Origin of the sequence: Tessaracoccus sp. MC1627 (assembly GCF_014164725.1) — a bacterium.
GTDB lineage: Bacteria > Actinomycetota > Actinomycetes > Propionibacteriales > Propionibacteriaceae > Arachnia.
The window spans coordinates 289,593-303,108 of record NZ_JACJGA010000001.1 but is presented as its reverse complement, the minus strand read 5'-3'; the positions used below and the strand labels follow the sequence as shown (position 1 = coordinate 303,108).

Below are 13,516 nucleotides of genomic sequence, written 5' to 3'. Positions count from 1 at the left end.
CACGCCGTCGGACCGCCGCGTCGCACACCGTGGCGACCTCGACCGCCGGCGCAACCGGACATTCGTGCACCGGATGCCCCCGGACTGCTCCGCCCTGTTGCCTGGCTATCCACACTTTGTCTGGACTGACGCGCGAGACCGACTCGCGGAACCGGACTGGGGTCTATAGCATTTGTTATACTCGAGTCATGTCCAGCACTCTGGCGGAGGCAGCGCGCCACGCGGACCAGCTCATCGCCCAGGGCCGCGGCGAGTTGGTTCGCGCCGTGCGGCAGGCCTCGGCAGCCGGTAAGACCCAAGCGCAGATCGCGGCCGAGATCGGGCGAAGCCAGCCTGAGGTGTCCCGCCTGCTCCGCTTCCACGGCACGTCGCCGTTGAGTCGGAGGCTGCGCAAGAACGCAGGCGAAGTCAAGCGCCTGGTGGCCGCTGCTGGTGGCCGCGACGTCCGCGTCTTCGGATCCGTCGCCACCGGAGATGATCACGAGGGGTCCGACATCGATCTGCTGTTCACCATGGATCGTCCCCTCAGCTTGATGCAGCTTGCCGCCCTCGAGCGGGACGTGAGCCAAGTGCTCGGCTGCACGGTGGATCTGGTGCCCGACACCGTGCTGCGCCCCGATCTTCGGGATCGGATCCTCGCTGAGGCGGTGGCGCTGTGAGCAGAGGCACTTCTGAGACCCTGAGAGACGCTCTGGCCCACTTCGAGATCATGCAGAGCCATGCTGCAGAGGAGCTCGATGATCAGCTGGTCATCGACGCCGTCTGCATGCGCCTCTCTGCAGGGATCGAGGCCCTCGCCGCGCTCAATCCGGCGATACGCCAGACACTGTTCGGAGATGCATGGTCGCTCATGTGGGGCATGCGGAACCGGATCGCGCATGGATACCTGTTGGTGGACCCGACCATCATCCGCGCGACGCTGACGCACGACGTTCCGTCGATCATGCACCGGATCCGTCGAGCCCTCAATACCGCCGCCATCGATGGCCAACGCACTGAGGATCAGGCGTCCGAGCATGCCGTTTCGCGGTCCAACGTCAACGCGATCACCGGAGTATCCGACGAAGACGACCTGGTCTGATGTACGCCGATCAGCAGCCGGATCCACAGCGGCGGCGCGAGGAGTTGGAGCGTCAAATCGCCCTCCTCCGCGTTGAGAACCAGCGGTTGAGGAACCTCCTCAATGTCACCGATGGCGTGGAGCCACCGGCGCAGCAACCGACATTCGCGCATTCCGATCCAGGCCTGGTGACCAACTCGTCACAGCCTGAGGCCAAACTGGCGTTGTTCGCCCGGCTGTTCGCCGCACGTCGCGACGTCTACGCGCGGTACTGGGAGAACCCAAGGAAGGGTACGAAGGGCTGGTCGCCAGTGGTGCGCGACGCGTTTGGCAAGGGCTCGTTGTGGGACCGACGCCCCCTTCCACTGACCGTCGAAGCCCTTGCAGCACACCTTCGGTCCGACGACGACTTGTTCATCGGGCTCTATCCCCTGCTGCCGGATGCGACCTGCTGGTGGCTCGCAGCTGACTTCGACGGTCCGCAGGCGATGCTGGACGCGCACGCCTACACGAAAGCCGCCAGCTCACTGGGCGTTCCCTGTGCGCTGGAGATCTCTCAATCCGGCAGGGGCGCGCACGTCTGGACCTTCTTCACCTCTCCGACGCCGGCAGCTGACGCGCGGGCGATGGGTACGGCCTGCATCCACAGAGCGATGGCGCTGCGCGGATCCATGCCGCTGGCCAGCTACGACCGCCTGTTCCCGAACCAGGACACCGTGCCTACAGGCTCGTCAGGGGTCGGAAACCTCATCGCCGCGCCCCTGAATGGCAACCGCCGGGCTGCTCGCGGCACAACCCTCTTCGTCGACATGGTTTCGTGGGAGCCCTGGCCCGACCAGTGGGAGTACCTCTCGCACCTCGACAGGATGACTCCACGCCAGGTGGCAGCGGCCGGCCGCAAGGAACGCGTCGTCGTCGGGGATGATGTGATACGTCTGGACACTTCGCCAGCCACCGCGATCCACCCCAGCGTCCCTGCACTGGTACAGGCGAAACTTGGGGCGGCACTCACGATCCGTGATGGGGACTTGACGCCCGAGCTCTCGGCGGCGCTGCGGCACAGTGCCACGATTCACAACCCTGCCTTCTACGAGGCGCAGCGCGCCCGCCGTTCCACCTGGAACATTCCCCGGTTCATCCAGGGCTTCGACGTAGCCGTCAACGGCGACCTGATCCTCCCTCGGGGGCTTCGCCACCAGGCAGCGGACCTGATCTCGCAGGCCGCGAGCACTCTGGTCAGCGACGATCAGCGCTGCCAGGGCACAGAGCTCGAAGTATCATTCCTCGGCGGCCTCGATGACCGACAGGCGGCAGCGGTGGACTCGATACTGGCTTACGAGGACGGAATCCTGCATGCACCCACCGGCTCGGGAAAGACCGTGATGGCTTGTGCCATCATCGCCGAACGAGCGGTCACCACACTCGTGCTGATCAACAAGACGGCGCTCGCTTCCCAGTGGCGGGAACAGATCGGCGTCCTCCTCGGGATCAAGGCCGGTCAGTTGGGGGGAGGCCGCGTCAAGACACGAGGACAGGTCGACATCATGCTTCTGCAGACGCTGGCCCGACACGGCCCCGACGAGATTCGCGAGCTCACCGCACCCTATGGCCAGGTCATCGTCGACGAGTGCCACCACCTTGCTGCCGGGTCGTTCGAGAAGGTGGTCTCCCAGATTGAGTCCGCCTGGTGGCTGGGGCTCACCGCGACGCCTGAACGCAAGGACGGCCTGGAGCAGGTCACCACCTGGCAGCTCGGTCCAATCCGGCACACGATTCGCGACACCCTTCCCCGCGAGGCGACCCTCGTCACCCCCTACGACGGTCCCCATCGCGTGTTGCACGTCCACCAGACTTCGTACAGCAGCCCCTCGGGCCTCGACATGAGCGTGCCGGGGGCGATCGGCCAGTTGGGCGGGCTGCTGGCGGAAGACCCCGAACGCAACCGCCAAATTGCCGCCGACATCAGCGCTGCACTTACCGACGGCCGCAAGTGCCTGGTTCTGTCGCGCCGTCGCGACCACCTGACTGAGTTGGCCGCGCTGCTACCGGACACAGAAGCGCTGATCATGCGAGGCGGCACCGGGGCCAAGGCCCTGGCGGCGATCAGGGCCAGGATCGCCGACACGTCGACCGGAGACCCACTCCTCGTCATGACGACAGTCCCGTACGGGGGTGAAGGATTCGACGCACCCATCATCGACACCGTATTCCTCGCGGGACCGATTTCCTTTCCCGGCCTTGTCATCCAAGCCGTCGGGCGGGCGCTGCGTCGGCACGAAGGAAAGAAGGAGGTGGTGGTTCACGACTACGTGGACCCTGAGGTCCCCGTCCTCAGAGCGCAGTACGCCAGGCGCCGGTCGGCGTACCAGCAGATGGGCTTCACCGAGTGTGGCCAGCGGTGAGGGGGGCGGGTGGCGAGCTTAGCGACCAGCCTCACGGGGGAAGCGTCGCAGGAGCCTGACAGCGGCTTGCCCGACTCCGCCTCCGCCCGCAGCGGGCGAGCGCCCACCGCTGATGATCGGGCACGACACGCCGCCGGGCTGCCAGGCCGTGCACCGTGGCGACGTCGACCGCCGTCGCGACAGGAGATTCGTGCACAGGATGCCCCCGTCTGCGTCGCCCTGTTTACCCTCTTTATCCATCTTTATCTGACTTCGATAAAGGCGGGCTGTACACCCGGCCGACGAGCCGTTGTTGGTGTCGGCCCGCCGTCACCCGGCCCAGTACCACGTGTAGGAACGGTGCAGCCAGTCATCCACCCACCGTCGGTCCGGCTCGGCCGGCAGTGCCGTCGAATCCCGGAGGACAGCCAGTCGTGCCGCAGCCTCGTCGATGCGGTCGATCACCTCCCCCAGCCCAACCTCGCCGCGACGGACCTGGCGCAGGTAGTCGCCATCGGCAGCGGGCACCGGGAGCGTGATCCGACCGGTGGTCAACAGCTCCACGCCCTGAACACCCAAGCGGAGGGCGTGCATGGCGTACTTCGTGTCGTACCCATGCACCGCGACCAGCTCGGGCCGGTTGGTGTGCGCCCCAACCTCGCCGGTCATAGCGGCGCGCTGCGACTGCAGGTATCCGAGGAACCGCGCCGCGGCCAGCTTCGACACGAAACGGTGCGCGTTGTCGACCAGCTCCGCCCCCACGCGGTTGCGGAAGACCACCTCCTCGTCGGGGACGAACAGGGCGAGCAGCACGGTGGGATTGCCGGCCAGCGCCAGCCGGGACCACTTTCGTGCCGCGTAGATCACCACGTCCAGGTCGCCTGCGCCGGAACGGTTGGCCAACCCGCCGGGCTGGTCCCAGACGGTGTGCCGCTGGTACTGCTCGAAGTCCACCTCGCCGGCGCCGTCGATGCCGCTCGGGACCCGGGCAATACCGGTGACGAATCGCGCGGGCTCCAGGCAGATGCCCATTTCGTCGCGGTCGTCCTGGCCGCTGATCGAGGCGCCGTGCACCCCCGAACCCACCTGAACGCGCAGGATCATGCCGGCCTCCGCGATCGCCCGCGCCTCTTCAGACGCATGCGGGTGGCTGAATCCGGGTGGCAGGGACCGGTCTCCAAGGATCTCGACGGCGGGCTTCATGCCCCAGAACCTACGGCACAGCGCTGCTTGCAGGCTGTATGGAGCCGACCACCCAGCCGGCACCGGTGCGCACTGCACGGCCAGCCGTTGCCGGAGCCGACTCAGCGATACACGTCTCGACGATGGTCGATGCGCAGCACCACCACTTCATCGACCTGATCATTGATGCGGTACAGGACCCGGTAGGTGCCTCGCCGGGCGGACCAGATGCCCTCCAACTCGCGCCGGAGCATCTTTCCCACACGCCGCGGGTTCTCCACCAGCGGTCCGGTCATGAACTCGATCACCGCCGCGGCGACAGCCTGGGGCAGTTCTGATTGGATGGCACGGACGGCGGGCGGGGTGAGGACCAGTTCGTAGCTCACCTCACGGCTCACAGGCGAAGGCTCCGGATCGCGTCAGCCCCCCGCACGACATCGCCCCTGGCATACGCGGCATCGGCCTCCCGGATGTCGGCCAGCGCGTCAGGATTCGACAGAACGTCGAGGGTCTCCTCCAGTTCGGCCAGGTCCGCCGGGCTGATCAGCACCGCGACAGGTCGGCCATTGCGCGTGACAGTGACCCGTTCGTGATGGTGCTCGACGCGGTCCACGACCTCGCTGAAGTGGTCGCGGACCTCACGCAAGGATTCGACTGTCATGACCACAATTGTGGCGCCTAATCGTCGGGAGTCAAGGACGGCGTCGGCTTCACTCCCGCACACGCCGGATAATCACTCCCGCACACGACCTATTGTCACTCCTGCACACCGGGCCCCCGTCCGATGCCTTGTGAGCGCACCGAGCGGCTAAGCTCGCCAGGTCCCGACGAGAGCGAAGTCGTTTCCTGTGTCTGATTCACCCCACTACGTCGACAAGGCCGTCCGCCTCTTCACGTTCCTCGCGAAGGCCCAACAACTCCGGCAGGCCCCCGTCAGCGACATCGACGCCTACCGCCGCGACGGCGCCGTGCACTGGCTCGGCGACCTCCCCGTCGCGGAGGCCGTCCGCTGGGGCACCGACACCGGACAGGCGTGGGACGAGGGCCCGCTCCTCAGCATCGACAGGCTCATCCCCGCCGACCCACCCCGCATCCCCACCGCGCTCACCGGGTGGATCACCGGCGACGCCCTCGACGCCACGCAGCGCCCCCAGCTCGCGGAATGGTGCCCGGCGCCCGACGGGTCTCCGCAGCGCGCCGAGGACCACCCCGACGTGGCCCGCGCGTTCGAGGAGTGGGCGGCCACCTGGGATCGCTGGGCCGAGGTGACCCTCCGCGAGCGGCCCGTCCGCGACGCCTACGCCGAGCTGTTCAAGCTCTACGTCCAGACCACCCAGAAGAGCGAGGAGCTCGAGCTCCTGCTCGGCGTCGGGCTCCTCGCCTGGGCGCCCGAGGGGCATGAGCGGATGCGGCGTCACCTGTTCACCGTGCCGGTGATCCCCAAGCTGGAGGAGTCGAACGGCCGCCTGGACTTCTTCCTCGACGAGGGGTCGGTGGGCGTGCACGTCGAGCTGGACATGCTCGATCCCAGCCTGATCCCGGATCAGTCGCTGGTCGGGCAGCTCGAGACCCGCGGCCACGATTTCACCGGCAACCCGCTCGACGCGCACGACATCGAGCCGCTGGGCCGCACCGTCGCGCTGCAGCTGCACGCCGAGGGCCGCTGGGACGACACCGCGACACTGCCCGCCGCGCACCCCTATCCGACGGTGGCTTGGGCCCCCGCGCTGGTGCTGCGCCCACGCAACCGCACCGGTTTGGTGCAGGCGTTCCAGGAGATCGCCGCCCAGATCGAAGCCGCCGGCGAGGTGCCGGCCGGTCTCCTTCCGCTGATCGACCCCGACCGCCTCCCCCCGGTCACCGAGGTGTCCACGCCCGGCGCCATCCTCACCTTCGACGACGAGATCGTCGCGCCGCTGCCGCTCAACGACGTGCAGCGGCGCATCCTCGAGCGCGTCGACCGCCACGCCCAGACCCTGGTGCAGGGACCTCCCGGCACCGGCAAGACACACACGGCCGCCGCCCTCCTGACGCACCTGCTGGCCCAGGGCCAGCGGGTGCTCGTCACGGCTCACACCGACCGCGCCCTCCGCGAGGTCCGCACCAAGCTGCCCGCGCAGATCAAGCCGCTGGCCGTGTCGGTGATCGGGGCCAGCCGCGACGACCTGGCCGACCTCCGCACCGCCGTCGACCACATCTCCCGCCGGGCCGGCGATCACGACGAGCACGCCTCGGCCCTCAGCATCCAGCAGCTGGCCGAGCAGGCGGCCCAGCTGGACAAGCGACGGCGTGCGCTCAGCCGCGACCTCGTCGACGCCCGGTCCCACGAGGTGACCGAGCTCCGCCACGGCGGCTACTCCGGCACACTCGCCGCCATCGCGCAGCGGTACCAGGCGGAGGCCGGGCAGCACGAGTGGATCGCCGAGCTCGTCGCCTTCACCCCCGACTCCGCCTCCCCGCTGTCCGACGCAGTGGCCCTCGAGTGGCTGCGGCTCCTCCGCGACACCTCGCTCGGCGAGGACGCCGTCGAGAGCAGCCGTCGCCGGATCCCGAGCGGCTCTGTCCTCAGCGCGGAGGCCTTCGCCGCCCACGTGCGCTCGGAATCAGAGGCCACAACCGCGGCGGCACCCCTCGCCGACGGCCCCACGCACGAGAGCATGGCCGCACTGAGCGCCCTCCCCGTCGAGCAGCGGGTCGCCCTCAGGGGTCGCCTCACCGAGTTCGTCAACACGGCGGCGGACCTCACGCGGCTCCCGCTCCAGTGGGTCGACGACGCCCTCGCCGCCGTGCGCGGCGGCACCGGCGACATCTGGCGGGCCCGCGCCTCCGAGCTGGCCAACGGCGTGGGGCGGGTCGACGCGGTCCTCGAGCAGCTGCCGGCCGGGGTCCGCGTCGAGCTCCCCGGCGACATGGACCGCATGCACGCCATGGCCACCGCCCTGGAGCGCCACCTCGGGAACGGCGGCGCGCTGAAGACCCGCGCCGACGGGACGGTCAAGATCGGCGCCTTCACCCCAGGGGTGGTCAAGGAGTGCCGGGAACTGCTGGAGCAGGCCCGGGTGGACGGCCTGCCCCCGACGACGGCCCGGGCCCTCAGGGTGCTGATGGCCCACCGCGACGCGTCGGGGCTGCTGAACGAGCTGGACCGCGCGTGGCCGGCGTCGGTGGACATCCCGGAGGAGGACACCCCGCGCGAGCGCGTGGAGTGGCACCGGATCCAGCTGAGCTACCTGGTCCGCGTGGTGGAGCTCGGTGACCGCATCCGCGCCGAAGACGACTTCCTCCGCGCGCGCGGCATCGTGCCGCCTGCGTGGGGCGACGGCGCCGCCGTCGAGCGCCTCGCCCGCTCCATCGACGCGATCGACGCCGCCGACGCGGTGGCGGCCGCCCGCGAGCCGCTGAACTGCCTGGGCGACGAGGTCTCCGCCGTCGCGGGCTGGTCCGACGCCGCCGAGCCGGTCCAGCGGCTGAGCATCGCCGTCGACGCCCGGGACCACGAGGGCTACGCCCGCGCCCTGGCCCGGCTGGTGCGGCTCGAGCAGGTATCCGAGGCGACAACCCGCCGCGACACCCTCACCCACCAGGTCCGCGCCACCGCCCCCGCCCTCGCGGAAGCCGTCCTGATAAGCCCCGACGACGACGTTTGGGACTCCCGGCTCGCCCATGTCGAGGCGGCCTTCGGGTGGGGCGCCGTCGGCGCGTGGGTGCTGGCGCAGGACCAGGTGGACGCCAACAGCATCCAGGCGCAGATCTCGGTGGCGGACCACCAGTTGCGCTCGGTGGCGGAGAACATCGCCGCCCAGCGCGCGTGGGGCCACGCCGTCGGCAGCGAGCGCCTGACACCCGGCCGCCGGGCCGACCTGCGCAGCTACTCCCAGCAGGTCAGCCGCCTCGGCAAGGGCACCGGCAAGTACGCCGCCCAGCAGCGGGCCGAGATCCGGCGCGCCATGGAGCGCTGCCGCCCGGCCGTCCCGGTGTGGATCATGCCGCTGTACCGGGTGGCCGAGCAGTTCCGCATGCAGGAGAACATGTTCGACGTCGTGGTGGTCGACGAGGCGTCGCAGGCCGGCCTGGAAGCCACGTTCCTCCAGTACCTGGCCCCGAAGATCGTCGTCATCGGCGACGACAGGCAGGTCTCCCCCGCCGCCGTCGGCGTGGACCAGCAGCAGCTGAGAGACCTCGCCGCGCAGTACCTGCACGACGACCGGTACAAGGACACCTGGCAGGACCCGCAGCGCTCGCTGTTCGACGAGGCGGCCATGCGCTACGGCGGCCAACTGACCCTCGTGGAGCACCGGCGCTGCGTGCCCGAGATCATCGGCTTCTCCAACCGCATCGCCTACGAGCCCAACGGCATCCGACTCATCCCCGTGCGGCAGTTCGGCTCCGACCGGCTGGCGCCCTTCGTCGTGACCCATGTGCCCGACGGCGTCGAGGAGGGCACCACGGGCAAGGTCAACCGCGCCGAGGCCCGGGCCCTCGTCGACGACCTCAAGGCATGCCTCGACGACCCGGCCTTCGAGAACGCGTCCCTGGCCGTCATCTCGCTGGTGGGTGATCGGCAGGCCAAGTACATCGAGTCGCTGCTGCTGGCCGAGATCCCCGCCGAGGAGTGGGCCCGACGGAGTCTCCGGGTGGGCACGGCGCCGGACTTCCAGGGCTCGGAGCGCGACGTGGTGTTCCTGTCCATGGTGTCGGCCACCGAGCCGGGGCGTCGGCTGGGCGCGCTGACCCGCGAGATGTATGTGCAGCGGTTCAATGTCGCGGTGAGCCGGGCGAAGGACCAGGTGCGGCTCTTCCATTCCATCTCGCTGAACGAGCTGCCCAACAGCGAGGACCTGCGCTTCCAGCTGCTCGACTACGCCTACGGCGTGGCGGGCCGCTCCGCAGCGGGATCCGAGGCCGCCTCGTCGGTGGCGCCGGAGGACGAGCGGGTGGAGCCGTTCGATTCGCTCTTCGAGCAGCGGATCCACAACCGGATCGTGGACCGCGGCTACACGGTGGTGCCCCAGCTGGAGGCGTTGGGGTACCGGCTGGACCTGGTGGTGGTCGGGGGCCGGGCGCGGCTGGCGGTGGAGTGCGACGGCGACACGTGGCACGGGCCCGAGGCCTACGAGCGCGACCTCGCCCGGCAGCGGGAGCTGGAGCGGTGCGGCTGGCGGTTCTTCCGCGTCCGGGAGTCCAGCTTCTACGTCGATCCCACGGCCGCGCTCGCCCCGCTGTGGGATCAGCTCGCCATGATGGGCATCCACCCCTCCGGCTGGGTTGACGACGGCGTGGAAATCGAGGGCGCGGACTCGGCGCAGGAGTTCGAGCTGGAGGTCCTTCGGGAGGAAGGCGTCGAGGAGTTCGTTGACCACCCCGTCGAGGCAGCGGACCCCGACGACGGGGTGGTGGACGACGCTGACGCGGACGTGGATGAGGAGATCGTCGGGGAGGTCGATGTCGAGGCGGACGTGGACCCTCCCGCCGAGACCGAGGAGGCTCCCCGCCGTGACTCCGAGGAGTCGGTGGACACCACCCTGTATCCCGACCTCGCGGCCAACCTGCACCTGGCCCTCGATCGCGCACGGCGTGGCGCCACATCCGCTGCCCCTGCGCCTGCCCCGGCGAGACGTTCGGCATTGGGTGTCGAGTGGGATCCGTTGGCTCAGCTGGGCGGCTCCGTTGACTCGATCTTCCGTCGGCCGGCCGGGCTGGACCCGTACACGGCGTTCGACGGGTCCACGAGGCCGGTGGGCGAGGGCACCGCCGCGGACATCCTCGACGGGCTGTTGCGGATTGTTGCCGTGGAGGGCCCGGTGCGGGGCAACCGGCTCCGCACCGCGTACGTGCGGGCGGCCGGAGGGTCGCGGGTCGGGAAGGCGATCGCCCAGGTCCTGAACTCCGCGATCTACCGAGCCGAGAAGCGCGGCCTCTTGGTGGGAGACAACCCGTTGGGCACCTCCGGGGTCCACTCCCGCACCTATCGCGCGCCCGAGCAGCAGGAGTTCCGGCTCCGCGAACTGGGGCCGCGGACGCTCGACGAGGTGCCGCCGCGCGAGCTGCTGGAGGTGATGCGACGGATCAGTGACGACAACCCGTCCGCCGACGACGAGCAGCTCCTCCGCGAGACCCTGCGCCTCTACGACCGCGTCTCCCTCACCCAGGCCGCTCGCACCGTGCTCGTCCCAGTGCTCAACCTGCTGCGTGGTCCCCGGATCTGACCCTTGGCGGCGATGGTCTGCGGCACCACCGTGATCCGGTCGCTCTGAGGATTGCTCTACCCACCACCGGAGCGACGGTCACAGGGGGCGGCCCGCGTGGAGGTGGCCCAGCGCGATGACGTTGACGCCATCGGGCCGGGTGAAGCTCTCGGCCCCCGCGGTCAGCACGTTCAGGGTGGCCAGGTCCCGCGCGCGCTGCTCGGACACCTTGGCGCTCAGCTGCTTCAGGCTGGCCGCGGCGTCGTCGATACTGCTTGCCCCCCCGAGCTTGACCTCGAATGCGCTCCATCTGCCATCTCCGAGTTCGACGACGGCATCCACCTCGAGCCCCGAGCTGTCGCGGTAGTGGTAGACCGCGCCGCCCAGCATCTGGGCGTAGATCCGGAGATCACGGACAGCGAGCGACTCGAAGAGCAGCCCGAACGCCTCAAGGTCACCGAGAAGGGCGCCCGGCCCGGCGCGCAGAGCGGCGGTTGCCAGCGATGGGTCGACGAAGTGCCACTTGGGTTGCACTCGCAACCGGACCTTCGAGCGCAGGTGCGGCGCCCAAGCCGGCTGCTCCTCGACGACGAACACCCGGGTCAGCGCGTCGATGTACCTGCGCACAGTCTGCGCGGACACCTCGGCGTTGGCGGTCCCGGGGGCGGGGATCTCCGCCTCCCCGCTCAGTTTGGTGGCCGACACCTCGGTGGCGGTGTTCCGGGCCAGAGCCCTCAGCAGGGCGCCCACCCGAATGGGGTCGGCGCTCAGCCCGGCAAACCGCAGATCCGCGCGCGCCACGTCGTCCAGATAGCCGGCGAGATACTCGGTGGGGGATCGGCTCGGCTCGATCACCAGCGCGGGCCAGCCGCCCCGCACGATCAGCGCGGCGTACTCTTCGACGCTTGGACCCCCCAGACCGGCGATCCCAGTCGCGTGATCGGCGTCGGCATGGGTGAACAGGTCGTGGAAGCTCACCGCCCGGATGCTGTCGCCGCTCTCGTCGAGCGACATCGGTCGCAGGGTGACCCGCTGGAAGCGCCCAGCACCGCTGTGCCGGGTGAGGTCGTCGGCGGGCGTTGCCGAGCCGGTCAGGATGAACTGTCCGGCGAGTCCACGTTGGTCCACCTCGTGGCGGACTGCGTTCCACAGCGCCGGTGCCAGCTGCCACTCATCGACCAGGCGAGGAGTTGGGCCAGTCAGCACCGTACCCGGCGAGACTTCCGCCAGCCTCGCTGCGTTCGGCGAGGAGTCCAGACGCACCGAGCTTGCCGACAACTGGAGGCCGGTGGTCGTCTTGCCCACGGCGCGGGGACCCTGGAGGATCACGGCACCGAAGGTGCCTAGCGCTCGACGAACCAGGCTGTCAGCCAAGCGTTCTCGGTACTTCATGAGGCAACGGTATCAGTCCTGCACACGTTGAAGTATCACTCTTGCATTCGTTCGGCCATCATTCCTGCACATATCTCGCTATCACTCCTGCACTCCATGGTCACGGTTCTGCCCCCTGGGAGTCAGAACGCCCCAAGCAGGCAACAAGAAGCAACGCCACCGTCTGTGACCCCCGTCCGCATAGGCTCGAAGAGACCCCACTCCCCAGGAGGACTTCCATGACCGACCGCCTCAAGGCCCTCAGCGACGCCGGCGTCTCCATCTGGCTCGACGACCTCTCCCGCGACCGCCTCACCTCCGGCAACCTCGCCGAACTGATCGAGACCAAGTCCGTGGTGGGCGTGACCACCAACCCGACGATCTTCGCCTCCGCCCTCAGCGACGGCGACTCCTACGCCGAGCAGCTCCAGGGCCTCACCGACGTCGACGAGGCCATCCAGCTCGCCACCACCACCGACGTCCGCGACGCAGCTGACCTCCTCAAGCCCATCTACGACCGCACCGGCGGCTTCGACGGCCGCGTCTCGATCGAGGTCTCACCCGAGCTCGCGCACGACACCGACGCCACCGTCGCGGAGGCCCAGAAGCTGTACGACACCGTCGGCCGGGAGAACCTCCTGGTGAAGATCCCCGCCACCAAGGCCGGCATCCCGGCAATCGCTGAGGTCATCGGCCGCGGCATCTCGGTCAACGTCACCCTCATCTTCAACGAGGCCCGCTACCGCGAGGTGATGGACGCCTACCTCACCGGGTTGGAGACCGCCGACGCCGCCAGCCGCGACCTCGGCACCATCCACTCCGTCGCGTCGTTCTTCATCTCGCGCGTGGACGCCGAGATCGACGCCCGCCTCACCAAGCTGGGCCGGGAGGACCTCAAGGGCAAGGCCGCCATTGCCAACGCGCAGGTGGCGCTGGGCGCGTTCGACGAGGTGTTCGGCTCGGAGCGCTTCGCCGCGCTCAAGGCCAAGGGCGCCAACCCGCAGCGCCCGCTCTGGGCGTCGACCGGCACCAAGGACCCCTCCTACCCCGACACGCTCTACGTCTCCGAGCTGGTGGCGAGCAACATCGTCAACACCATGCCCGAGAAGACGCTCAACGCGTTCGCCGACCACGGCGAGGTCGGCAGCCCCATGGAGGGCACCGCGGACCAGGGTCGCGCGGTGCTGAAGGAGATCACGGACGCGGGCGTCGACCTCGACGACGCGTTCCAAGTCCTCGAGGACGAGGGCGTGGAGAAGTTCATCGTCAGCTGGAAGGAACTCCAGGAGACGGTGAGGCGCGCCCTCGCCTGACGAGTCCCCCGGGGAGCGATCGTC

The 13,516-nt window shown here is 69.3% G+C and carries 9 protein-coding genes; 5 read left to right on the top strand and 4 right to left on the bottom strand.

All coding sequences use genetic code 11. From position 1 onward, the window contains the following. Positions 1-188: 188 nt before the first annotated feature. Genes H5399_RS01310 through H5399_RS01300 form a run of 3 tightly spaced genes read left to right on the top strand, consistent with a single transcriptional unit; the run spans position 189 to position 3,462 of the window. A complete protein-coding gene (locus H5399_RS01310; RefSeq protein WP_182781222.1) occupies positions 189-659 on the top strand; it encodes a nucleotidyltransferase family protein in 471 nt (156 codons plus the stop codon). Further along, the gene (locus tag H5399_RS01305; RefSeq protein ID WP_182781221.1) at positions 656-1,081 is read left to right on the top strand and encodes a HepT-like ribonuclease domain-containing protein; all 426 of its coding nucleotides are present in this window, start codon (positions 656-658) and stop codon (positions 1,079-1,081) included. The genes H5399_RS01310 and H5399_RS01305 overlap by 4 nt, the downstream gene beginning before the upstream one ends. Then, positions 1,081-3,462 carry a DEAD/DEAH box helicase gene (locus H5399_RS01300; protein WP_182781220.1) on the top strand — a complete coding sequence of 794 codons (2,382 nt, stop codon included), beginning with the start codon at positions 1,081-1,083 and terminating at the stop codon, positions 3,460-3,462. Before H5399_RS01305 ends, H5399_RS01300 begins: the two co-directional genes overlap by 1 nt. Positions 3,463-3,771: 309 nt before the next feature. Here the strand turns inward: H5399_RS01300 and H5399_RS01295 are convergent, their stop codons facing one another. The 3 genes from H5399_RS01295 to H5399_RS01285 all read right to left on the bottom strand — a co-directional run bounded on the left by H5399_RS01295 (position 3,772) and on the right by H5399_RS01285 (position 5,284). Beyond that, a complete protein-coding gene (locus H5399_RS01295; protein WP_182781219.1) occupies positions 3,772-4,644 on the bottom strand; it encodes a DNA polymerase beta superfamily protein in 873 nt (290 codons plus the stop codon). 101 nt (positions 4,645-4,745) lie between these two features. Further along, the gene (locus tag H5399_RS01290) at positions 4,746-5,021 is read right to left on the bottom strand and encodes a type II toxin-antitoxin system RelE/ParE family toxin (protein WP_370585662.1); all 276 of its coding nucleotides are present in this window, start codon (positions 5,019-5,021) and stop codon (positions 4,746-4,748) included. After that, positions 5,018-5,284 carry a type II toxin-antitoxin system Phd/YefM family antitoxin gene (locus tag H5399_RS01285; protein ID WP_182781218.1) on the bottom strand — a complete coding sequence of 89 codons (267 nt, stop codon included), beginning with the start codon at positions 5,282-5,284 and terminating at the stop codon, positions 5,018-5,020. Before H5399_RS01285 ends, H5399_RS01290 begins: the two co-directional genes overlap by 4 nt. Before the next feature lie 187 nt (positions 5,285-5,471). Between H5399_RS01285 and H5399_RS01280 the strand changes: the two genes are divergently transcribed. Further along, entirely contained in the window at positions 5,472-10,829 is a 5,358-nt protein-coding gene (locus H5399_RS01280) for an AAA domain-containing protein (protein WP_182781217.1), read from the top strand. Positions 10,830-10,907: 78 nt separating this feature from the next. Here H5399_RS01280 and H5399_RS01275 read toward each other — a convergent pair whose 3' ends face one another. Beyond that, entirely contained in the window at positions 10,908-12,200 is a 1,293-nt protein-coding gene (locus tag H5399_RS01275) for an ATP-binding protein (RefSeq protein WP_182781216.1), read from the bottom strand. Positions 12,201-12,418: 218 nt separating this feature from the next. Between H5399_RS01275 and tal the strand changes: the two genes are divergently transcribed. Next, the gene (gene tal / locus H5399_RS01270; protein ID WP_182781215.1) at positions 12,419-13,492 is read left to right on the top strand and encodes a transaldolase; all 1,074 of its coding nucleotides are present in this window, start codon (positions 12,419-12,421) and stop codon (positions 13,490-13,492) included. The last annotated feature ends 24 nt before the right edge of the window (positions 13,493-13,516 follow it).

Coding starts and splice junctions, on each gene's coding strand:
- tal (WP_182781215.1), top strand. CDS start 12,419: ATGACCGACCGCCTCAAGGCCCTCAGCGACGCCGGCGTCTCCATCTGG.
- H5399_RS01300 (WP_182781220.1), top strand. CDS start 1,081: ATGTACGCCGATCAGCAGCCGGATCCACAGCGGCGGCGCGAGGAGTTG.
- H5399_RS01310 (WP_182781222.1), top strand. CDS start 189: ATGTCCAGCACTCTGGCGGAGGCAGCGCGCCACGCGGACCAGCTCATC.
- H5399_RS01285 (WP_182781218.1), bottom strand. CDS start 5,284: ATGACAGTCGAATCCTTGCGTGAGGTCCGCGACCACTTCAGCGAGGTC.
- H5399_RS01275 (WP_182781216.1), bottom strand. CDS start 12,200: ATGAAGTACCGAGAACGCTTGGCTGACAGCCTGGTTCGTCGAGCGCTA.
- H5399_RS01295 (WP_182781219.1), bottom strand. CDS start 4,644: ATGAAGCCCGCCGTCGAGATCCTTGGAGACCGGTCCCTGCCACCCGGA.